Consider the following 22,936-nt stretch of genomic DNA (forward strand, 5'->3'; position numbering starts at 1 on the left):
GTTCACGGCGAGCTCACAGGGGATCGGGCGGGGTGGCCAGCACTCCGAGGGGGACCGGGCGGGCCAGGAGTCTGCGGGCCGGGCTGGGGTCGCAGCCCGCGACCCCCGCGACGCCGGGCTCGCACATCCGGCCCTGGCACCAGCCCATCCCCGCCCGGGTCAGCAGTTTCACGGTCCTCAGGTCGGCCGCGCCGAGTGTGCCGACTGCCTCGCGTACGGCGCCGGCGGTGACCTCCTCGCACCGGCACACGACGGTCGCGTCGGTCACCCGCTCCGCCCACCGCACCGGCGCCGCGTACGCCCCGTCGAGTTCCGCGAAGAACGCCCGCAGCCGGGTACGGGACCGGGCGGCCGCCGCCCATTCCCGCGGGTCGGGCGCGGAGCCGTGCAGGCGGGCGGCGGCGGACCGCCCGGCGATGTGGCCCTCGGCCAGCGACAGGCCAGCGCCGCCGACGCCCGTGGCCTCGCCGGCTGCCCACACGCCGGGAACATCGGTGCGCTGTTCGTCGTCGACGCGCACGGTGGAGCCGTCGAGACGGCAGCCGAGCCCTTCGGCGAGATCGGTGTGCGGCAGGAGGCCGTGGCCGACGGCGAGGGCGTCACAGGCCAGACGCCGTTCGCTGCCGGGCACGGCTCCGCCCTCGGCGTCGAGTGCGGCGACGGTCACCGACTCCAGACGGTCACGGCCGTGGGCCTCCACGACGGCGTGACGGGCCATCACACGCGTGCCGCCGGCGAGGAGCGCGGCCGCGTAGCCGGCCGCCTCGGCGAGCTTGGCCGGCTGGGCGGTCAGAGCGCGGATCCGGCGCAGGAGACCTCTCGGGTGGACGCGGTGACGTCCGAGGCCCCCCGGCTCCGCGGACCGGGCCGCGACACGTCTGGGGCCGGCGGACTCGACGAGCGCCGCGACGCGGGCGCCCGCCGCCGCGAGACCGGTGGCGACGGGCAGGAGCAGGGGTCCCGTGCCGGCCACGACGGCCGTGCGGCCCGGCAGCACGAGGCCGCCCTTCAGCATGGCCTGGGCGCCGCCCGCGGTGACCACGCCCGGCAGGGTCCACCCGGGGAACGGCAGGACCTTCTCGTACGCGCCGGTGGCCAGGAGCACCCCGTCGGCGCGGACCGCGACGGACTCCTCCTGCCCCGGGCCGAGCAGGGCGTGCACCGTGAACCCGGCGGACTCCCTCTCCACGCACCACACATGATGGTCGCTCAGGTGCGTGACCCGTTCGGCGGCGAGGTGGGCGCCGAGTCCTCCGCTCAGCCGTTCCCAGGTGCGCCACTGGTGGTGGAGCGCCTCGGGGCGCCGGGCTCCGAGTCCGCGGGCGGGCTGACGGTAGAACTGTCCGCCCGGCTCGGCCGCGGAATCGATCAACACCACCCGGACGCCCCGCGCGGCGGCCGCCAGTGTGGCGGCGAGGCCCGCCGGGCCCGCCCCGACCACCGCGAGCACCGGCCGCTCAGTCACGGCCCGTCCCCACCTGCGTACGCACGTCCGCGCCCGGCGCGGCCGGGACCAGGCAGGCCCGCTGGTCGGGCCGGCCGTCCACGGTCACCAGGCAGTCGAAGCACACGCCGATGCCGCAGAACACCCCACGGGGCCGGCCGCCTGCCCGTGTGGTGCGCCAGGAGGTGACGCCCGCCGACCAGAGCGCGGCGGCGAGCGTCTGCCCGGGCAGCGCCACGATCTCCCGGCCGTCGAACGTCACGGTGAACGGCGGTCCGGGGCGGGCCCGGACCAGTCGCAGGGGGTTCACGGCGCGGCCTCCTCCAGGAAGCGGTCGGGGCGGAACGCGGCGAGGTCCAGGTCGGGGGTCGTGCCGGTCAGCGACTGGGCGATCAGATGCCCGGTGCCGGTGGCCAGACCGATGCCCGCGCCCTCGTGGCCGCAGGCGTGGAACAGGCCGGGCACCCGGGGGTCCGGCCCGACGGCCGGCAGATGGTCCGGCATGTACGGCCGGAAGCCGAGGTACGTGCGCATCGCGCGGACCCGCGCGAGGAAGGGGAAGAGCCGTGTCGCCCCGGCCGCCAGCGCCCTGACGACCGGCAGGGAGAAGGACCGGTCGAAGCCGACCCGTTCACGGCTCGCGCCGATCAGGACGGGCCCGGCCGCGGTTCCCTCGACGACCGGAGAGGTCTGCAGCGCGGCGGAGTCGCTGGCGACGTCGGCCACGTAGTCGGCGGCGTACACCTTGTGCCGCACAACGCGCGGCAGCGGCTCGGTGACCAGGACGAAGCCGCGGCGGGGCAGGACGGGCAGGGTGACGCCCGCGAGCGCGGCGACCTCGCCGCCCCAGGTTCCGGCCGCGTTCACCACGGCCGGCGCGAGGAGGTCGCCGCGAGCGGTGCGCACCCCGCGCACGGCACCGTCGGCGCCGCGCAGTACGCCGGTCACCGCGCGGCCCGTCTCCAGGCGCGCCCCCGAGACCCGCAGGAGGTGGGCGGCGGCCAGGGTCGGCATGACCTGGGCGTCCTGCGGGTACAGCACGCCGCCCGCGAGGTCCGGAGCCAGGTGGGGTTCCAGGTCGTGGAGCCGCCCGGCGGGGACCGCGACCGTCTCCACCCCGGCCGCGCGCTGCCCGGCCGCCAGGTCCGTCAGGGCGGTCAGCGCCTCGGGAGTGGAGGCGACCACGAGGCCGCCCTTGGGCTCGTACTCGACAACCTCGCCCACCTCTTTGGCCAGTTCGCTCCACAACCGGCCCGAGAGGAGGGCGAGTCCGAGTTCCGGGCCGGGCTCCTTGTCGGAGACGAGGAGGTTGCCCTCGCCCGCCCCCGTCGTGCCGCCGGCCACCGCGCCGCGGTCCACCACGACGACGTCCAGCCCGGCGCGCGCCGCGTACAGCGCGCAGGCGGCGCCCACCATGCCGGCGCCGACGACCACGACGTCACAACCCGGTCCGTTGGTCACGCCAGTAATATGTCACATGGCGCTGCGCGGGGGAACAGGCCGACAGGGGGCCGGTTTTCCGCGCGGGACGGCGGAGGCTCAGCCGGTCGCGCCCGGCGACGGCGTACCGGACGCGTCCGGTGACGGCGTACCGGTCGCGTCCGGTGACGGCGTACGGCCGGCCTGCACCTCCTCCAGCCGCTGGACGCCCGACTGCACGGCGGTCTCGGTGCTGTCGTGGTCGGCGCCGTCGAGCCCGCCGTTGGTGACCGTGATCGCGTCGGTCCCGACGCGGACGGCCGCGACGTCCAGGGTGAGCGTCACCGGGTTGCCCTCCGCGGTGCCCTTCACCGTCACCGTCAGGCCCTGCCGGGCGTCGCCCTCGTCGGGCAGCGACGCCTCGACGACCTGCACGGTCCGCTCGCCGCTGTCGCCGCCGGTCACCGTGAACTGGTCGCACTTCTCGGGCAGCGACTTCAGCCAGTCCATCGACGTGTCCAGGTCCGCCTGTTCGTAGGCGGCGACCTGGTAGAGCAGCCGGGACTCGCCCTCCTGGAAGCCGGTGAGCGCGGACGTCCCGGACGGCTCGCCGAGGAGGTTCTCGTCGTAGAGCCCGTCGAGGAGGCGCTGGCAGTCGGCGGCGTCCGTCTTGCCCGTGAGGAACGCGGCCGCGTCCACCTGCCCGATGAGCAGCGAGTCCTGCCAGGTGTCCGCGTTGTCCACCTGGGTCCAGTCGTCCTCCAGGTCCGCCTCGGTGATCAGCGCGGCCCGCGCGCCGGCCTCGTCCAGGGTCCTGGTGGGCGACGGGGTGACGGTCTGCCGGGCGGGCCGCTCGGCGACGGCGGCGGCGCGGTCCGCCGCGGCCGTCGAACCGCCGTCCCCGCCGGAACAGGCCGCCGTCGCCAGCAGCGCCCCCGCGGCCAGAACGGAGGCCAGGACACGGGCGGGACGGGCCGGACGGGCCGCGGGAGCGGCGGTCGCGCACGCCGCACACGGCACGGGAGCCCTACCGGGCCCGCGCGCGGTGCGCGCCGCACGAGCCGCGGCGGCCCGGCGGGACGGGGACAGACGAGGGATGGTCACGGATGCCTCCTGGAACGGGACGGTTCCCGGTGCGTGCACGCCCCGGGCGTGGCTGCTTCCCCCCGCCCCTCCACCGCACCACCAGCCCGGCCGGGTGACCAGTGCACTGAGCCGGACGGGTGAACGCACCGGGCGGCCCCGAGACGCCCCGGAAGCCCTGCGACGCACCGAAAATGCGAGGTGAGGGGACCGGCGGCCGAGGCATCATGGCGGTCCCGCCGCCCTGCCGCGGCGGCAGCAGATCACCCGCCGCCCGGTCGCGCGGCGGCAGCAGATCACCACCGGGGGGCACCTGTGACCGTCCAGAACATCCTGCTGTCCGGGATCGTCGGCTCGACCGCCTACGGGCTCGCGCACGCGGGGTCCGACGTGGACCGCCTCGGCCTGTTCGCGGCGCCCACCGAGGCGCTGCACGGCCTGCACCCGCCGAAGGAGTCCCACGTCAGCACGGCACCGGACCGCACCCTGCACGAGGCGGCGAAATGGTGCCGGCTGGCCCTCGGCGGCAACCCCACCGTGACGGAACTCGTCTGGCTGCCCGACGACCTCTACGAGGTGCGGACACCCCTGGGCGACGAACTCATCGGCATCCGCACCACGTTCCTCGGCGCCCGCCGTGTCCGCGACGCCTACCTCGGCTACGCCGCCCAGCAGTTCAGGAGACTGCAGAACCGCGGCGACGGCTCCTTCTCCGCGGACACCCGCAGGCGCACCGCCAAACACGCCCGCCACCTCAAACGCCTGTGCGGGCAGGGCTACGAGCTGTACACGACCGGACAATTGACCATCCGGCTCGAGGACCCGGAGAGCCATCACCGGTTCGGCGAGGAGGTGGCCGCGGACCCCGACGCCGCGCTCCCACTGCTGCGCCGGTTCGAGGCCGCGTTCGAGGAGACGCGCAGCGTGCTGCCGGAACAGCCCGACGAGGGGGCCGCCGAGGCCTGGCTGCGGCGGGTGCGGCGCCACTTCTACGCGGCGCGGGACACCGAGACGGACGCGCCCGCGTGACCGAACGGGCCGGCGCGCACGGAAAATCCCGCGCGGCGCCCGCCCGTTCCTCCCTACACTCACGGCACGACCTGCGCCGCCCACGAGACGGGGCCAGCGCATCACCGCGACGAACGAGGGGAGCCCGCCATGCGTGACCGCACCGCTGCCGCCGCTCCCCGTTCCCGCTACGAGGTGATCCTCGTGTCCCGGTCCGTCCGGTGCCCGCTGCGCGGCCGGTACCGGATGGCCTGACGAGCCCTCAGCCCTCAGCCCACCGACAGCGCCCCGCTCGCGACCACGGGTTCCCCGCGGTCGCGTGGGGCTCTGCCCGTGGTGTCACGGTCACCACTCGTCGGAAATCGCGCTGCCCGTTTCCGGAAACACCCCGAAAGGCCAAGGGCCGTGCGCAACAACCTCGACCGTCGAATCGCCGCCGTACGCAACCTGGGCATCCTCGCCCACGTCGACGCGGGCAAGACCACCGTCACGGAGCGGATCCTCTACGCCACCGGGACCACGCACAAGCGCGGCGAGGTCCACGACGGGACCACCGTCACCGACTTCGACCCCCAGGAACGCGACCGCGGCATCACCATCTTCGCCGCCGCCGTCAGTTGCGCCTGGAAAGACCACCGCGTCAACCTGATCGACACCCCCGGGCACGTCGACTTCGCCGACGAGGTGGAGCGCTCGCTGCGGGTCCTCGACGGGGCGATCGCCGTCTTCGACGCCGTCGCGGGCGTGGAACCGCAGAGCGAGGCGGTGTGGCGGATGGCCGACCGGCACGGCGTACCGAGGATCGCGTTCGTCAACAAGATGGACCGGACGGGCGCCGACCTCGACGCGGCCGTGGAGTCGATCCGTGCACGGCTCCACCCGGCCCCGCTGGTCGTCCAGCTGCCGATCGGCGCGGAGGCCGCCTTCACCGGCGTCGTCGATCTGCTGAGGATGCGCGCACTGACCTGGGACGACGGCGGCGAGACGGCCGTCGACGGGTCCCTGCCGGAGGACCTGCGGGAGGAGGCGCTGCGGCGGCGCCGGCTGCTGGAGGAGGCCGTGGCGGAGCGCCACCCGGCCGCCCTGGAGGAGTTCTGCGACCGCGAGACGCTGTCCGCCGGGACCCTCACCACCGCCCTGCGCGACCTGACGCGCAGCGGCGACGGTGTGGTCGTGCTGTGCGGTTCGGCCTACCGCAACCGGGGGATCGAACCACTGCTCGACGCGGTGGTCGACTGGCTGCCGTCGCCTGTCGACGTGTCGGCGGTATCCGGTGTGCGTGCGGTCGGCGGTCTGCGTGCGGTCGACGGTATGCGCAGGGTCGACGGTCTGCAGGCGGTCGGCGGTATGCGGCATCGTGTCGACGAGGAGCCACCCGTCGACGGTATGCGGCATGGTGTCGACGGAGAGCCCCCGGTCGACGGTATGCGGCATGGTGTCGACGGAGAGCCCCCGGTCGACGGTATGCCGCACGGTGTCGACGAGGAACGCCCCGCCGACCCCACCGCACCCTTCGCCGCCCTCGCCTTCAAGGTCAACGCCACCCCCACCGGCCGGCTGACCTACCTGCGGGTGTACTCCGGAACGATCGAGAAGGGAGACGCGGTGTGGGACTCGACCGCCGGGCGCACCGAGCGGATCGGCCGCATCCTGCGGGTCCAGGCCGACCGGCACGCCCAGTTGGAGCGCGCGGTCGCCGGGGACATCGTCGCCGTGGTGGGGCTGAAGTCGGCCCGTGCGGGCTCGACCCTGTGCGCGCCCGACGCCCCGATCGTCCTCGAACCGCCGGGTGTCGCCGACCCGGTCGTCTCCGTGGCGGTCGAGCCGCGCCGGAGCGCCGACGCCGAGCGGCTGGTCTCCGCGCTGGCCCGGCTGGCCGAGGAGGACCCGTCGCTGACCGTCCGGACCGATCCGGAGACCGGCCAGACGGTGCTGTCGGGCATGGGTGAACTCCATCTGGAGGTGGCGGTGGAGAAGATCCGCCGTGCCCTCGGGCTGGAGGTCAACGTCGGGCGGCCGCGCGTCACCTACCGCGAGTCGGTCGCGCGCGGGGTGACCGGACTGGTCTTCCGGCACGTCAAACAGGACGGCGGTGCGGGGCAGTTCGCGCACGTCGTGCTGGATGTGGAGCCGCTGGAGGACGGGTTCGACTTCCGGTCCACCGTCGTCGGTGGCCGGGTTCCGCAGGAGTACGTCCGTGCCGTCGAGGCCGGTTGCCGGGACGCCCTCGCCGAGGGCCCCCTGGGCGGGCACGCGGTCACCGGGCTGCGCGTCACCCTGACCGACGGCGCGACCCACGTGAAGGACTCCTCCGAGATGGCCTTCCGTACGGCGGGCCGGCTCGGCCTCCGGGAGGCCCTGCGCGGCTGCGCGATGGTCCTGCTGGAGCCGGTCGTCGAGGTCACGGTCACCGTGTCCGAGGACGCCGTCGGCGGGGTCCTCGGCGACCTGGCGGCCCGGCGCGGCCGGGTCACCGGCTCCCAGGTGCGCGGCGGCGCGGCGGTGGTGACGGCGACGGTGCCGTTGGCGGAGCTGTTCGGCTACGCGACCCGGTTGCGCAGCCGCACGCAGGGCCGTGGCACGTTCACCGCCCGGCCCACGGGGTACGCCCCGGCGCCCGCGGTGGCGGCGACACCGTAGGTCCGCACGCGGGCGCCCGCGGGGTCGTAGCTCCCGAACTCGGGCGCGGGCGGCCGTGCGGGCAGGGGTGACTCCCTCGTCCGAGCACGGTCGACCGTGCTCGGACGAGGCTCCCGCGACGCCGGCGCCCGCCGGGTCGTAGGTCCCGAGTCCGTGCGCCGACGGGAGCGGGGCGTAGGCCCTGCGTCGCATTGTCGGTTCGCACCACGCACAAATACTGTTCGTGGTGCGAACCGAATGGGCGTCCCGGTCAGGACGCCTCCGTCGACGGGGAAAGGGCGGTTCCCGCCATGCCACCGCACCAGCCGCTGTTCGGGACCGGCGTGAGCACCGCGCTCGGCGAGGTGGAGGAGAGCCTGCGCCTCGCCGTCCGGGCCGACCGTCAGGGCCTGGACCTGATCACCGTCTCTGACCACCCCTACTACGCCGCCCGGCTCGACGCGTACGCCCAGCTCGGTGTCGTCCTCGGCCGGACCGGGCGCGTCTCGGGCCTGGTGAGCGTCACCAACCTGCCCAGCCGCCCGGCGCCGATGCTGGCGCGCACGGTCACCTCGCTGTCCGCCCTGACGGGTGGGCGCCTGGTGCTGGGCATGGGCGCGGGCGGGCTGTGGGACGACATCGCCCGCCTCGGCGTCCCGCGCCTCGGACCGGGCGCGGCCGTCCGCGCGCTCGAGGAGGCGATCACCTTGGTCCGCCTGCTGTGCGGAGGGGGTGGGGCGGTCACCTTCGAGGGGGAGTTCTACGAGGTGCGGGACCTGGAGCCGGCGCCGGTCGAGGCCCCGCCGGTGTGGACCGGCTCCGTCGGCCCCAGGTCCCTCGAGGTGACCGGCCGGGTGGCCGACGGCTGGATCCCCGGCCATGCGGCGGACTGGCTCAGCCCGCGGTACCGGGAGTCCCGTCCCCTGATCGACGAGGCCGCGGTGGGCGCGGGCCGCGACCCCCGTGACGTCGCCACCGTCTTCAACCTGCCCGGCGTCATCACGGACGCCCCGCTGGCCGCCCCGCGCGACCGGGAGGGCCGCTGGCGGGGCGGTTCGGTGGCGCAGTGGGTCGAGGAACTCACCGGCGCCGTCCTGGAGTTCGGCGCGGCCGGCTTCGTCCACTTCCGCACCGACGACACGCCCGCGGAGGTCACGCTCGGCCGCTGGGCGGAGGAGATCGCGCCCGCGGTACGGGAGGCGGTGCTCGCCGCCCGTACCTGACGTGACGTCGAACCGCCCTCGACGGCCACCGACCTGGACGGCCACCGACGTGGACTTTCGACCCACCCGAAAGTCGACGGACCCGCAAGTCAACCACCGGGAAGTCGTCCGACCCGCAAGTCGTCCGACCCGGAAGTCAACCGACCAGGGAGCCAGCCGATCCGGACGTCAGCCGATCCGGACGTCGCCGATCCGGACGTCGACCGACCTCCCGTCCGCCCGGTGTCACGGGTACGACACCACCGTCGACGGAATCGTGGACGTCCCCGAGGTCGGCGCCCCGATGTCGTTGATGACGTGGGCGTACTGGCCGTTGCCGCCGAGGGAGACCACCAGGAGGCCGTGGAACCGCACGCCCGGTGTGTTCGGGGCGGCGAAGCCGTGGTGCTGGACGATGGTCGGGTCGACGTTGTAGTAGCAGTAGCTGCCCAGGCCCCAGCCCTCGTGCGCGGTGACCTTGTCCCCGACCTTGTAGGCGGCGTAGCCCCTGAGCGCGCCGTTCTGGACGGCGGCCTGGTTCGGGGCGTCGTAGGCCTTCTCGTTCTGGAAGAAGATCGTGCGGCCGCGCTGGCCGTACCACTGCACGTCGTACTTGTTGAAGTGCTCGACGAACAGGCCGGTGGCGAGGACGTCGTGGCCGTTGACGACGACGCCGTAGTCGGCGCGGTTGGTCTCCCAGCCGACTCCGTCGCCGTGGTCGGCGCGCCAGACCCAGGTGTGGTCGACGATCGTGTGGCGGTTGTTGATCACCAGGCTGGTCGTGGCCTTGCCGGGGCCGGCCCCGCCGATGCGGATGAACACGTCCTGGACGGTGGTCGGGTTGGCGGAGTGGTCGCGCCGCGCGCCGCGCGGCCCGACCTCCACCAGCGTCGCGGAGTTGACCGGCCCGGCGTCGACGAGGAAGCCGGCGAGGCGGACGCCGTCGACGTCGGCGACCTTCAGCGCGGTGACGCCGTTGTCGGGGATCAGGGTGGCGTATCCGAGGCCGAGGACGACGGTGTTGGCCCGGTCCACCCGGAGCGGCCGCTCCAGGTGGTAGACGCCCGGCGTCAGCAGCAGGTGGAGTCCCTGGGCGAGGGCCTGGTTGAGGGTGGCCGCCGCGATGCCGGGGCGGGCGACGTAGAAGCGCGACAGGGGCAGGGAGGTGCCGCGCGGGGTGCCGTTGCCCCAGGTGACACCGCGTGCGTCGGTCCGCTTCTCGGGCAGGAAGACGCGGTACTCGCCGCCGCTGAGGTACAGGAACGGCTTCTCCCGTGAGACGGGGGTCGTGGTGAGCGTGGTGTACGGCGGGTCGGGGAAGCTCTGGGCGGGGGCGCCCTCGACGCCCGAGAAGACCATGTTCCACACGCCGTTGAGCCAGCCGCCGATCGCGCTGTCGCGGGTGTACCACTGCTGCTGCGAGTACGGGCCGACCTGGCCGTCGATGCGGCTGTCGGCGATGTATCCGCCGCTGGCCCAGCCGTAGCCGCTGGGCGCGAGGTCGAGGCCGCCGCGGACGTGCATCCGGCGGAAGGGGGCCGCCTGCGCGACCGCCCACCGGTTGGTGCCGTTCGCGGGGACGAGGGCGAGGTTCTCCGCCGACCGCCAGAAGTTCTGGGTGGCGTTGCCGTTGAACCAGCCGGCGTCGACGGTCACGTCGCCGTTGATGGTGGTGTCGTCGGGGGAGAGGCCGAGGCCCGCGACCGAGGTGTAGAAGCCGAGCTGGACGTTGAGGCCGTGGTAGGCGCCGGGCTTGAACAGGAGCGCGTAGCGGCCGGCGCCGAACTGGGCCGACTCCTGCTCGCGGAAGACCGCGTCCACCCTGGCCTGGATGTCCGGGGTCGACGGGTCGAAGACGAGGACGTTCGGGCCGAGGTCTCCGCCGCCCGGCAGGGCGCGGGGCCGCCGGGGGGACGGGCGGCGGGCGTCCGGTCCGGCCGGGGGAGCAGGGGCGGGTGCGGCGCCGGCCGGGGAGGCGCTCAGCCCGGCGGCGAGTGGGGCGGCCGCGGCCGCCGCGAGAACGGCTCTGCGACGCACGGAGGGCGAGTCCGGGGAGGTCTGGGGCATGGGGCGGCTCTCCTGGTTCAGAAAGTGAACGGTCGTGGGGCTGGGAGCGCTCTCTCGCCGCTGAATGCTTCAACTACCCGAACTGGCGCGTCAAGAGGCGTGGCGGAGTTGGGCGATGCTCGTCGAAACCCTTGACGTCGCACGCTTCCGAGGTTTAACTCACGTCCTAAATTAAGCCCTGAGGACACCTGGAGCCGACCCATGCGCACCATCCGAGCCGCGGCCGCAGGAGCCGTCGTGATGTCACTCGCCCTGGCCGCGACGGCCTGCGGCGGGGGTTCCTCGACCGACGGCGGCGGGTCGAACGACTCGCCGAAGACGCTGACGTACTGGGCCTCCAACCAGGGCGCCAGCATCGAGATCGACAAGAAGGTCCTCCAGCCGGAGCTCGACAAGTTCGAGAAGCAGACCGGGATCGAGGTGAAACTGGAGGTCGTCCCCTGGTCGGACCTGCTCAACCGGATCCTCACCGCGACCACCTCCGGTCAGGGCCCCGACGTCCTCAACATCGGCAACACCTGGTCGGCCTCCCTCCAGGCCACCGGCGCGCTGCTGCCCTGGGACGAGGCGAACTTCGCCAAGATCGGCGGGAAGGACCGATTCGTGGAGTCCGCGCTCGGCTCGACGGGCGCGCCGGGCCAGGACCCCGCCGCGGTGCCGCTGTACTCGATGGCGTACGCGCTGTACTACAACAAGCAGATCTTCGCCGACGCCGGCATCGCGCAACCGCCCGCCACATGGGCCCAGTTGGTCGCCGACGGCAAGAAGATCCAGGCGAAGGGCAAGCAGGTCCTGGGCGCGGAGGGCGCGAACGTCTCGGAGAACGTCCACCACGCCTTCGTCTTCGCCGAGCAGCACGGCGCCGACTTCTTCACCGCCGACGGCAAGCCCGACTTCACCTCCGACGGCGCGGTCACCGCGGTCAAGCAGTACGTCGACCTGATGGCGAAGGACAAGGTGATCCCGCAGGGCAACGCCGAGTACGCGCAGAACCAGTCCGTCAGCGACTTCGCCAAGGGGAAGACGGCGATGCTGCTGTGGCAGTCCGCCTCCGCCAACCTCAAGTCCCAGGGCATGAGCGAGGACCAGTACGGCATCGCCCCCGTGCCCGTGCAGTCCGGAACCCCCGGCCCGGGAACGCAGGTCAACTCGATGGTCGCCGGCATCAACCTGGCCGTCTTCAAGAACACCGACAACCTCGACGGCGCCACGGAGTTCGTGAAGTTCATGACCAGCGACGAGGAGCAGAAGATCCTCAACAAGGCCTACAGCACGATCCCGCCGGTCGCCTCCGCCCAGTCCGACGCCGCGTTCGCCACCCCCGCCAACGCCGTCCTGAAGGACACCCTCGCCAAGAGCGCCGCCGCACTGCCGCAGGTCGCCGACGAGTCGCAGTTCGAGACGGCGGTCGGTACGGCCGTCAAGGAACTGTTCGCCGACGCGGCCGCCGGGCGCCCGGTGACCGAAGAGTCGGTGAAGGCCCGCCTGGAGAAGGCCCAGCAGCAGATGCCGGCGAAGTGAGCACGATGACGACCACGGTCTCCGCAGAGGCCACCGTGCGCAAGGACACCCCCGGGGCGGCGGGCGGCCCCCGCCGCCGCCCCGGGCGGATCCGCCGCATCGGACTGCCCTACCTGCTCCTCCTGCCCGCCCTGCTCCTCGAACTCCTCGTCCACCTGGTGCCGATGGTCATCGGCGTCGTGATGAGCTTCAAGGAACTCACCCAGTTCTACATCCGCGACTGGGGCACGGCCCCCTGGGCCGGACTCGACAACTACGCGCTGTCGGTCGACTTCAACGCCCCGGTCGGGGAAGCCCTGCTGCACTCCTTCCTCGTCACGGTCGCCTTCACCCTGCTCTCGGTGGGCCTGTGCTGGCTGATCGGCACGGCGGCCGCCATCTGCATGCAGGACACCTTTCGCGGCCGCGGCCTGCTGCGGGCGCTGTTCCTCGTCCCGTACGCCCTGCCGGTGTACGCGGCCGTCATCACCTGGGTGTTCATGTTCCAGCACGACAACGGCCTGGTGAACCACGTCCTGCACGACCAGCTGCACCTCACCGACAAGCCGTCCTTCTGGCTGATCGGCGACAACAGCTTCTACGCCCTGCTGACCGTGTCGGTGTGGAAGGGCTGGCCGTTCGCCTTCCTCATCGTCATGGCCGGCCTGCAGAACATCCCCCGTGAGCTGTACGAGGCGGCCGCCCTGGACGGCGCCGGCATGTGGCAGCAGATCCGCCGCATCACCCTGCCGTCCCTCAGCCCCGTCAACCAGGTGCTCGTCCTGGTGCTGTTCCTCTGGACGTTCAACGACTTCAACACCCCGTACGTCCTGTTCGGCAAGGGCGCGCCGGAGGCCGCGGACCTCATCTCGGTCCACATCTACCAGGCGTCCTTCGTCACCTGGAACTTCGGCGCCGGATCCGCGATGTCCGTCCTGCTGCTGCTCTTCCTGCTGGCCGTGACCGGCGTCTACCTCGCGGTCACCTCGCGCGGACGGAGGACCTCCGATGCGTAACCCCTCGACGGCGTCCCCGGCGCCCGCCTCGCCGATGGCGCCACCGCGTTCGTTCCTGTGGACACGCCGGATCTTCCTCACCCTGCTCGCCGGCTTCGTCCTGGTGCCGGTGTACGTGATGGTCTCCAGCTCGCTGAAGCCCCTCGCGGACGTGTCGGGGCAGTTCCGCTGGCTGCCGAGCGGGCTGACGATCCGCCCGTACATCGACATCTGGTCGACCGTCCCGCTCGCGAAGTACTTCGTGAACTCGCTGATCGTGGCGGGCGCGGCGACCGTCTGCTCGGTGGTGATCGCCGTCTTCAGCGCCTACGCCGTCAGCCGGTACGACTTCCGGGGCAAGCGCGTCTTCACCGTCACCGTGCTGTCCACGCAGATGTTCCCCGGCATCCTCTTCCTCCTCCCGCTGTTCCTGCTCTACGTGAACATCGGCAACGCCACCGGCATCGCCCTGTTCGGCTCGCGCGGCGGACTGATCCTGACGTACCTGACCTTCTCCCTCCCCTTCTCCATCTGGATGCTGATCGGCTACTTCGACTCGGTGCCGCGCGACCTGGACGAGGCGGCGCTGGTCGACGGCTGCGGCCCGCTCGGCGCGCTGTTCCGGGTCGTCGTACCGGCGGCGATCCCCGGCATCGTCGCGGTCGCCGTCTACGCCTTCATGACGGCCTGGGGCGAGGTGCTGTTCGCGTCCGTCATGACCAACGACACCACCCGCACACTCGCCGTCGGCCTCCAGGGCTACTCCACCCTCAACGACGTGTACTGGAACCAGATCATGGCCGCCTCGCTGGTCGTCAGCGTGCCCGTGGTGGCCGGCTTCCTCCTCCTTCAGCGCTACCTCGTCACCGGGCTGACGGCCGGAGCGGTGAAGTGACCGACAGCGGTGAAGCGACCGACAGCCGTGAAGTCACCGACAGCCGTGAAGCGACCGATGTCGGTAGAGCGACCGCTGTCGGTGAAGCAACCGACAGCGGTGAAGCGACCGACAGCGGGGAAGCGACCGACTCGCCCGTTCCCGAAAGGACCTCTGTGACCATCGACCTGACCGCCCTCCCGCAGGACTTCCTGTGGGGCACGGCCACCTCGGCGTACCAGATCGAGGGAGCCGTGGCGGAGGACGGCCGTTCGCCGTCGATCTGGGACACCTTCTCGCACACCCCCGGGAAGATCGCCGGCGACGATCACGGCGACATCGCCTGCGACCACTACCACCGCTGGCGCGAGGACATCGACCTGATGCGCCGGCTCGGCACCAACGCCTACCGGCTGTCGATCGCCTGGCCGCGCGTGGTGCCGGGCGGCGACGGCCCGGCCAACCCCAAGGGCCTCGCCTTCTACGACGAGCTGATCGACGGCCTGCTGGCCGCGGGCATCACCCCGTCGGTCACCCTCTACCACTGGGACCTGCCCCAGGAGCTCCAGGACCGCGGCGGCTGGCCCGAACGCGACACGGCCGAGCACTTCGCCGCGTACGCGTCGGTCGTCGCCGAACGGCTGGGCGACCGGGTGACCCACTGGGCCACCCTCAACGAACCGCTCTGCTCGGCGTGGATCGGCCACCTCGAAGGCACGATGGCCCCGGGATGGACGGACCTGACCGCCGCAGTCCGGGCCTCCTACCACCTGCTCCTCGGCCACGGCCTCGCCGCCCAGGCCGTCCGCGCGGCGGCCCCCGGCGCCGAGGTCGGCATCGTCAACAACCTCTCCACCGTCCACCCGGCGACCGACCGCCCCGAGGACGTGGCCGCCGCCCACCGCATGGACGGCCACACCAACCGCTGGTGGCTCGACCCGGTCCACGGCCGCGGCTTCCCCGCCGACATGCGCGAGGTGTACGGCGTCGAACTCCCGGAGAAGCCGGGCGACCTGGAGACCATCGCCGCGCCGCTCGACTGGCTGGGCCTGAACTACTACTTCCCGGCGACCGTCGCCGACGACCCCGACGGCCCCGCCCCGCACGCCCGCGCCGTACGGCGCCCCGGCGTCCCGCGCACCGGCATGGACTGGGAGGTCGACCCGAGCGGCATCGAGACGCTGCTCATGCGCCTGACCGACGAGTACGGCGCCCGGCGTCTGTACGTCACCGAGAACGGCTCCGCCTACCCGGACATCGTCCGCCCCGACGGCACCGTCGACGACCCCGAGCGCCAGGCCTACCTGACCGGCCACCTCGCCGCCTGCGCCTCCGCCGCCCGCAGGGGCGCCCCGCTGGCCGGCTACTTCGCCTGGTCGCTGCTGGACAACTTCGAGTGGGCGTACGGCTACGACAAGCGCTTCGGCCTGGTCCACGTCGACTACCGCACCCAGACCCGCACGATCAAGGGCACCGGGCGCCACTACGCGGACATCATCCGCCGGCACCGGGAGGGGGTGGCGAAGGCGGCCTGAGGCGAGGCCGCCGACGGCAGGGCACGGCACGGTGGGCGCGGGCACGGGATCCCGCGCCCACCGCTCCCCCCATTCTGGCTGTCATGAGCACGCTATGCAGCCCGCGTGTGCTCCGACGAGCCACGCCATCCGAACGAGCCACGCGATCCCCCTCTTTCCGTCATCCACACCGAGGAGAGCCGCATGTCACCCCACGCATCCCGCACTCCCCGCACCTCCTGCGCATCCCGCACTCCGCGCACCCTGCTGACCGCCCTCGCCGCCCTGGCCCTGCTGTCCGCGGGCCCGGCCTTCACCCCACAGGCCACGGCCGCGCCCGCCGTCCAGGCCGCCGCCTGGGACACCGACCGCGCGGCAGCCGCGTACGTAGTCAACCCGGCCGCCGTCACCGCCTCCGGCAGCGAGAACGCCGGTACGGCGCCCGGCCTCGCCTTCGACGGCAACGGCGCCACCCGCTGGTCCAGCAACTTCGCCGACGACGCCTGGATCCGCGTCGACCTCGGCGCCACCATCCGCGTCGACCGGGTCGTCCTGGACTGGGAGGCCGCCTACGGCAAGCGCTACGTCCTGGAGGCGTCGAAGAACGGCACCGACTGGACGCCGTTCTACACGGAGACCGCCGGCAGCGGCGGAACGGTCACCGCGCACACGTACCCGCAGGAGGTGACGGGCCGCTACCTCCGCCTGCGTGGCCTGGAACGCGCCACGCCGTACGGCTACTCGCTGTGGTCCTTCCGGGTCCACGGCGGTGAACCGGCCCCCGCGTCGACGACCCGCACCAACCTCGCCCTGAACCACCCGGCGTACTCGAACTACTACCAGCACGCCGGGAACTCGCCGGCGTTCGTCACCGACGGCGGATGGCCGGCGAACCTCAAGGACGACGCGACCCGCTGGTCGAGCGACTGGAACGCGGACCGCTGGATCTCGGTCGACCTGGGCGCCCCGTCGACGATCGACACGGTGGACCTGTACTGGGAGGCGGCGTATGCGGTCGACTATCTCCTGCAGGTGTCGACCGACAACCGTACATGGCATACCGTCCACCAGCCGTCGGCCGCCGAGGTCGCGGCCCGCCGCGCCAATGTCAAGTCGCCGGCCGAGGCGGTCGGCCTGCACGACAGCGTGAGACTGCCGCAACCGGTCACCGGCCGCTACGTCCGCGTGGTCGGCAAGGAGCGCCGCTCCTTCCACAACCCGGCGCCCCACACCGCCCAGTTCGGCTACTCCCTCTACGAGTTCCAGGTCTGGGGCACCGGCGGCAGCGCCTCCGCCGCCTACCCGGCCCTCCCGGGCGAGCAGCCCGGCACGTACCGCACGACGTTCTTCGACGACTTCACGAGTTCGGCCCTCGACCGCTCCAAGTGGCGTGTCGTGCGCACCGGAACGGAGATGGGATCGGTCAACGGCGAGGCACAGGCGTACGTCGACTCCACGGACAACATCCGCACCGAGAACGGAAACCTGGTCCTGCGGGCCAAGTACTGCAAGGGCTGCACCCAGGCGGGCGGCGGCACCTACGACTTCACGTCGGGCCGCATCGACTCCCACACGAAGTTCGACTTCACCTACGGCCGCGTCAGCGCCCGCATGAAGCTCCCGGTCGGCGACGGCTTCTGGCCGGCCTTCTGGCTGCTCGGCAGCGACGTCGACAACCCGTCCGTGTCCTGGCCCGCCTCGGGCGAGACCGACATCATGGAGAACATCGGCTACGCCGACTGGACGAGCACCGCCCTGCACGGCCCCGGCTACTCCGCGGACGGCAACATCGGCGCCCGCCAGACCTACCCGAACGGCGGCCGGGCCGACCAGTGGCACACGTACGCGGTCGAATGGACACCGACCGGCATGCGCTTCTTCGTCGACGAGCGCCTGGTCCAGGAGACGACCCGCAACAAACTGGAGTCGACGCGGGGGCAGTGGGTCTTCGGCCACAACCAGTACGTGATCTTGAACCTCGCCCTGGGCGGCGCCTACCCGGCCGGCTGGAACCAGGTGACCAGCCCCTACTGGGGCCTGCCCCAGTCGAGCGTGGACCGGATCGCGGGCGGGGGAGTGCAGGCGGAGGTGGATTGGGTTCGGGTGGAGCAGAAGGGGTAGTGGCGGGCAGCGACACGACGGTTTGGAGGGTGCGCGCTGGAGGGCTCGCCCCACTGCCCATCTCCACCGCACCCGTCGGCAGGCCGTGATCAGAAGGATCCCGCGGATCGGGGGACGGTCCGGTCCTGGTCCTGGCTTGTCGGTCGGGGCCCGATGCAGGACTCCGCCAGCAGCGCTCTCCGGATGGGGCGGTCAAGTCAGCGGATCAGGACCGGTACGAGGGATCACGAGGGCGACGACCGCCGCCGTGGTGGCCGAGACTTTCCACCGGTCCTCCTCCGATCGTTCGTCGAGAGGCAAGCACGCCGTTTGGTGGACGCGATGCAGGGGCGCCGGACCCCGTTCGGATGCCACCGTCACCTCTGCTCAGCCCACCGTATCCAAGGTCCTGGTGCCGCTGTCGGTATCGCCAGGTACCCTCGACGCATCGTCAACGCGGCCCGACGGGCTTCCGCTCCGCTCCGGTGGAGTCTCGAAGGACATGCCCCCACCCGCACGAGTCTCTTCGTGCTGCCCGGGGGAAGTTCTTGCTGTTCCGCGCGTCCGCGAAAACGGTCGCCGTCATGGCGCTCGACGGTTCGCTGTTCCTGCACCTCACCGACAAGTTCGTCCACATGCACGGCTACCGGCCCGGCACCTCGGAGGTGCGCTCCTGGGAGCGGAGTATCCCCGTCCTGGCAGCCGCGCTCACCGACGCGGGCCTGGGCGACGTGGAGGTCATGCTGGAGTACGCGCTCCCGCTGAACAGCAAACGCGCCGACGTCGTCCTCGCCGGAGTCCACCCGGCCACGGGCGAGCCGTCGTACGTCGTGGTGGAGCTCAAGCAGTGGAGTCAGGCTCTTCCCCACGAGGACGACCCCACCCTCTGCCACGTCGACGCCTACGCCCACCCGGTCCTCAACCCGATCGAGCAGGTGCGCCGCTACTGCGAGTACCTCGTCAACTTCAACGGCGCGGTGGCGGAACACGGGCATCGGGTCAACGGGGTGGCGTTCCTGCACAACGCCACCGAGTTCGGTGTGACCGGTCTGCGCGAGATCGAACGTGACGGCCACGGACTGCTCTTCACAGGGGAACGCCGCGGAGCCTTCCTCGACCATCTCCGTACGAGGCTGAGCGACAAGCACCCGGGTGCAGGAGCGGCGGACGAACTGTGCGCGGGCGCCGCCGTGCCGTCGAAGCAGCTGATGTCCGTGGCAGCCGAAGAGGTACGGGAGCGCACGCAGTTCGTGCTCCTCGACGAGCAGCAGGTCGCCTACCGCATGGTGCTCAACGCGGTGCAGAAGGCGAAGCACGCCGACCGCAAGGAAGTCGTCATCGTCACGGGCGGCCCCGGCACAGGCAAGAGCGTGATCGCGCTCCAACTGCTCGGCGAGCTGTACCGGCGCGGGGTTCCGGCACTGCACGCCACCGGCTCGCAGTCGTTCACCAAGACGATGCGGAAGATCGCCGGGGCCCGCAAGCGGGAAGTCCAGGACCTGTTCAAGTACTTCAACAGCTTCATGACCGCCGAGAAGAACAGCCTGGGCGCCCTGATCTGCGACGAGGCACACCGCATCCGGGAGACCTCGGCCAACCGCTACACCCGCGCCGAGCACCGGACCGGCAGGGCCCAGATCGACGAACTCATCGACGTTGCCTACGTGCCCGTCTTCTTCCTCGACGAGCACCAAGTCGTGCGCCCCGGCGAGATGGGCACCGTCGCCGACATAAAGGAGGCGGCGGCGAAGCGGGACATCCCGTGCCACGTCGTCCCCCTGGACAGTCAGTTCCGCTGCGGTGGCAGCGACGCCTACCTGCGCTGGGTGGTCCGTCTCCTCGGCCTGGAGGCGGGCGGACCGGTCATCTGGGAACCCGACGGCCGCATGCAACTCCTAGTAGCCGACAGCCCCCAGGAGATGGAGGCGTTCCTGGAGGCCCGCCGCGCTCAGGGTTATGGCGCCCGCATGTCCGCCGGCTACTGCTGGCGCTGGTCCCCGGAGCCCAAGCCGGGCGCCCCGCTGCCGCCCGACGTCGTGATCGGCGACTGGGCCCGACCCTGGAACCTGCGCGGCGACCGCGCCGTCTCCGGCGCGCCCCCGGCAGCCCTGTGGGCCACCGACCCGGCCGGCTTCGGCCAGGTCGGCTGCGTCTACACCGCCCAGGGCTTCGAGTACGACTGGTCCGGCGTCATCATCGGCCCGGACCTGCTCTGGCGCGGCGACCGCTGGGTCACGGACCGCACGGCGTCCAAGGACCCGGTCTTCAAGCGGTCCACCACCGACGCCGATGTGGACCGCCTGATCCGCAACACCTACAAGGTGCTGCTGACACGCGGCATGGTCGGCACGGTCGTGTACTCGACCGACCCGGAGACGCGGGAGAAGCTGAGGGAGTTGGCGGGTGGCGTGGTGCGGGACGCCGTACCGGCCTGACGGAGGGCATACGAGTCGCGCTCCCGTTGTGTACGGGACAGTACGGTTCCACCGACCAGAGCGAACGCATTCGCCTCGGGGACACCTACTTCCGCAACGGCCCCCTCGGCCTGTCCGCGAAGGCGACCACCGGTGTGGACATGGGCTTCAACCGCGAGCCCGGGGGCACGTTGAACTCCATGACGACCGGGGGCAAGAGCAACTACTACCTCACCGACGCCATCGGCAGCGTGATCGGTCTGGTGGACGTGGACGGCAACAAGGTCGACAGCTACGCCTACAGCCCGCGCGCGGTGCGCATCCTGGGCCCGTTCGACGGAACCGGTCGCCCAGCCCTACCGCTTCGCCGGCAACTACCAGGACCCCACCGGCCTCTACCACCTGGGGGGACAGGAGCAGTGGGCACTGCCGTGAAGCTCGCGTCGGCATCGTCGGCAGGGGAACGGCGGACCCGATCGGTCCGGGCGGTGAGAGCCCCTTGACGCGGGTGAACGAGCACGGCGCCGTGCTGCGGCAAAGGAGCGGAGCCTCCGTGGTCATCGCAGCGCGGGGAACTACGTGATGCTCGCGGCCGGTGTCGTCGCGACCACAGAGGGCACCGAATCCCGCCGTGACGACGACGCGCCGTCCGATGTCACGAAAGTGACCCCGAACCTCGCCTCGGGGTGATCCCCGCTCCAGGGGGCCCGAGCCGGAACTCCCCCCGGCACACGGCGAAGCGGACGGTGCTTCCGCCCGCTTGGTGACGATAAGCGTCATGACCCACGCGCCGGGGGTACGGTGCGGGTCGAGTGCGGCAGGGTGCGGAATCGGCAGGGCTCCGGTGACGGAGAACCGAGGCGTCGACGCCTCCCCCAACGGCACGGGAGGCCTGTCGGACGGTCAGCCGTAGGCTGTCGCCGGAGAACAAGGGGAGACGATGACTGACGACCACAAGGCGACCGTTCCGGTGTGGACGCTGGCGACCGGTGACGTCCGGGTGCCCGCACTGGCCGGGGACGAACCGATGACGGCTGAGCGCTTGGCCGAACTGCGCGGTGTTCTGGCGGCCCTGGCCGACCAGCCGATCGCCACACTCGAGGCACATCCGCTGCCCGACAAGCTCGACCGCAGCCGCGGTATCCCGCTCGATGCCGCGAGTCCCCTGGCACAGCACCTGTCGCAGCTCATCACGCAATCGGCGCGAGGTTCCTCTGCGGCCGCCACGGCGACCGCTGCCGGCGAAGGCCTGTATCGCATGGTGGTTCCGGCGAAGGTCGCCGCCCAGCTCGGTCAGGGCATCGTTCGCCCGATGGCGGCGAAGGGATCTGCCGGTGGCATCCGCAGTGCACTCGTGAGCTCGACGACGGGCCGCATCGCCGCCGGCGCGACGTTCGAGCCGGTCGGTAAAGCGGCAGCGGCGGGCGCGGTCGGCGGAGCCGGTGCGACAGCCGGCGTCGCGGCCGCCGGGAGCGCGGCGCTCACCGTGGCCGCGCCGCTCGTGCTCATGGCCGTGGCGGTGGGGGTGAGCGCGAACGCCGACTCCAAGCGCCAGCAGGCCATCGAGCACATCACGGAACTGCTGGAGCAACTGCAGGAACAGGAGCTGGAGAAGGAGTACAGCGAACTCGACGGCTGCCGCGATGCCATCGCCAAAGCCACCGCCGTTCTGCTCGACCAGGGCAAGCTCGGTGTCTCGCTGGGACTGGACTCGGCAGTGCACGCCATCAACACGGTGCTGGGCGCCGCCGACCGCCGCCTCGCCCGGTGGCAGAACGCACTCGACAAGCTGCCCGACGGCAAGGCCGTCGAGATCGGCACGTTGACCAAGTCGTTCCCCGGCGTCGACGAGGACGGCGGCACGTTCCACGCCCACCTGGAACTCGCGGCCCTGGCCATTGCGCTGAAGCGGCGGGTCAACGTGCTGCAGGCCGTCGAGCATGCGCAGAGCGACCCCGGCAACCTGTTCGACAACTTCGTCCGCGCACTCAAGGTCGACCAGCAGCGCCTCGACAAACTGGAGTCAGGCATCGCCGGTGTCCTGCAACGCCTGTCGGCGCTGGAGCTGGCACGCCCGCAAGGTCTGCGGCCTGTCTTCACGACCAGTGAAGTCGATCGCCTCATGCGCACGGCGAACCGGATCCACAAGCTGGGCGACGGCGTCATGGCCGACAGCCGTACGACGGACGTGGCGATCGAGATCGCCCGCGACAAGGACGGCTCGGTGGTCGTGTTCCCCGCGCTGGCCGCGTAGGCGCAGGCGCGCCCGCACTCACTCGGTGAGCGGTGCGAGGGTTGCGGAAGAACCCGAACGCGGTGGTCGCTCTCTTCCGCATGGTGGGAACGGGTCTTGCGGTCTCGTGGGTGGGCGGGGGCGGATTCCGGCGCCGGGGCGCGTGGTACGGGCAGACGTCGCCCGCCGGGCACTAGACGAGTAGTTCCGAATGCGGGGTTCACGGACGCGGGGAGGGTGTCCAACATCGGGTTGTGACGACCGAGTTAGACACCCTCTTGACCGCACTGTACGTGCACATCGACGACCGCTTGAAGACCTCGCGGTGGCGTGGTCGGCCGCCCCGGCTGACCGACGCGGAACTGGTCGCCCTGGCCGTGGCCCAGGCCATGCTGGGCTTCCACTGCGAGGCCCGCTGGCTGCGCTTCGCCCACGCCCACCTGCACGGCCTGTTTCCCTATCTG

Annotated in this window: 15 protein-coding genes and 2 pseudogenes; 12 read left to right on the forward strand and 5 right to left on the reverse strand. The window is 72.0% G+C overall.

Annotation, left to right across the window (positions count from 1 at the left end; translation table 11 throughout):
* Positions 1-13: 13 nt before the first annotated feature.
* The 4 genes from ACIHAR_RS10720 to ACIHAR_RS10735 form a co-directional block, all read right to left on the reverse strand.
* On the reverse strand, positions 14-1,465 hold the full coding sequence (locus ACIHAR_RS10720; RefSeq protein WP_400018570.1) for an FAD-dependent oxidoreductase: 1,452 nt from the start codon (positions 1,463-1,465) through the stop codon (positions 14-16).
* A complete protein-coding gene (locus ACIHAR_RS10725; protein WP_400018572.1) occupies positions 1,458-1,754 on the reverse strand; it encodes a (2Fe-2S)-binding protein in 297 nt (98 codons plus the stop codon). The genes ACIHAR_RS10720 and ACIHAR_RS10725 overlap by 8 nt, the downstream gene beginning before the upstream one ends.
* A complete protein-coding gene (locus ACIHAR_RS10730; protein ID WP_400018574.1) occupies positions 1,751-2,905 on the reverse strand; it encodes an NAD(P)/FAD-dependent oxidoreductase in 1,155 nt (384 codons plus the stop codon). The genes ACIHAR_RS10725 and ACIHAR_RS10730 overlap by 4 nt, the downstream gene beginning before the upstream one ends.
* A gap of 78 nt (positions 2,906-2,983) precedes the next feature.
* Entirely contained in the window at positions 2,984-3,883 is a 900-nt protein-coding gene (locus ACIHAR_RS10735; protein ID WP_400018615.1) for a hypothetical protein, read from the reverse strand.
* Between the two features lie 378 nt (positions 3,884-4,261).
* On the opposite strand from ACIHAR_RS10735, the gene ACIHAR_RS10740 reads away from it, so the two are divergent.
* The 3 genes from ACIHAR_RS10740 (at position 4,262) to ACIHAR_RS10750 (ending at position 8,796) form a co-directional block, all read left to right on the forward strand.
* Positions 4,262-4,975, forward strand: coding sequence for a DNA polymerase beta superfamily protein (locus ACIHAR_RS10740; protein WP_365457941.1), 714 nt, complete (start codon positions 4,262-4,264; stop codon positions 4,973-4,975).
* A gap of 384 nt (positions 4,976-5,359) precedes the next feature.
* Positions 5,360-7,594, forward strand: a complete 2,235-nt coding sequence (locus ACIHAR_RS10745) for an elongation factor G (RefSeq protein ID WP_400018577.1) — start codon at positions 5,360-5,362, stop codon at positions 7,592-7,594.
* A gap of 290 nt (positions 7,595-7,884) precedes the next feature.
* Positions 7,885-8,796, forward strand: coding sequence for an LLM class flavin-dependent oxidoreductase (locus ACIHAR_RS10750; RefSeq protein ID WP_400018579.1), 912 nt, complete (start codon positions 7,885-7,887; stop codon positions 8,794-8,796).
* Positions 8,797-9,021: 225 nt separating this feature from the next.
* On the opposite strand, the gene ACIHAR_RS10755 is transcribed toward ACIHAR_RS10750, so the two are convergent.
* Positions 9,022-10,842 carry a coagulation factor 5/8 type domain-containing protein gene (locus ACIHAR_RS10755; protein ID WP_400018581.1) on the reverse strand — a complete coding sequence of 607 codons (1,821 nt, stop codon included), beginning with the start codon at positions 10,840-10,842 and terminating at the stop codon, positions 9,022-9,024.
* Positions 10,843-11,043: 201 nt separating this feature from the next.
* Between ACIHAR_RS10755 and ACIHAR_RS10760 the strand changes: the two genes are divergently transcribed.
* The 9 genes and pseudogenes from ACIHAR_RS10760 to ACIHAR_RS10800 all read left to right on the forward strand — a co-directional run.
* Complete coding sequence (locus ACIHAR_RS10760) at positions 11,044-12,363, forward strand: ABC transporter substrate-binding protein (protein ID WP_400018583.1); 1,320 nt, start codon at positions 11,044-11,046, stop codon at positions 12,361-12,363.
* Positions 12,364-12,368: 5 nt separating this feature from the next.
* Positions 12,369-13,358: a carbohydrate ABC transporter permease gene (locus tag ACIHAR_RS10765; RefSeq protein WP_400018617.1), complete on the forward strand. Its 990-nt coding sequence runs from the start codon at positions 12,369-12,371 to the stop codon at positions 13,356-13,358.
* Positions 13,359-13,392: 34 nt separating this feature from the next.
* Positions 13,393-14,232 (forward strand): carbohydrate ABC transporter permease, encoded by an 840-nt coding sequence (locus ACIHAR_RS10770; protein WP_365458547.1) that lies wholly within the window; start codon positions 13,393-13,395, stop codon positions 14,230-14,232.
* 155 nt (positions 14,233-14,387) lie between these two features.
* Positions 14,388-15,746 carry a GH1 family beta-glucosidase gene (locus tag ACIHAR_RS10775; RefSeq protein ID WP_400018585.1) on the forward strand — a complete coding sequence of 453 codons (1,359 nt, stop codon included), beginning with the start codon at positions 14,388-14,390 and terminating at the stop codon, positions 15,744-15,746.
* 183 nt (positions 15,747-15,929) lie between these two features.
* On the forward strand, positions 15,930-17,846 hold the full coding sequence (locus ACIHAR_RS10780; RefSeq protein WP_400018587.1) for a discoidin domain-containing protein: 1,917 nt from the start codon (positions 15,930-15,932) through the stop codon (positions 17,844-17,846).
* 527 nt (positions 17,847-18,373) lie between these two features.
* Positions 18,374-20,260, forward strand: coding sequence for a DNA/RNA helicase domain-containing protein (locus tag ACIHAR_RS10785; RefSeq protein WP_400018589.1), 1,887 nt, complete (start codon positions 18,374-18,376; stop codon positions 20,258-20,260).
* Positions 20,261-20,295: 35 nt separating this feature from the next.
* Positions 20,296-20,653, forward strand: a pseudogene (locus ACIHAR_RS10790) (RHS repeat protein); the annotation flags it as partial.
* A gap of 526 nt (positions 20,654-21,179) precedes the next feature.
* Complete coding sequence (locus tag ACIHAR_RS10795; protein ID WP_400018591.1) at positions 21,180-22,493, forward strand: hypothetical protein; 1,314 nt, start codon at positions 21,180-21,182, stop codon at positions 22,491-22,493.
* Positions 22,494-22,726: 233 nt separating this feature from the next.
* Positions 22,727-22,936: pseudogene (locus ACIHAR_RS10800) on the forward strand (IS982 family transposase); the annotation flags it as partial.

Origin of the sequence: Streptomyces sp. NPDC052016, from assembly GCF_044548445.1 — a bacterium.
GTDB lineage: Bacteria > Actinomycetota > Actinomycetes > Streptomycetales > Streptomycetaceae > Streptomyces.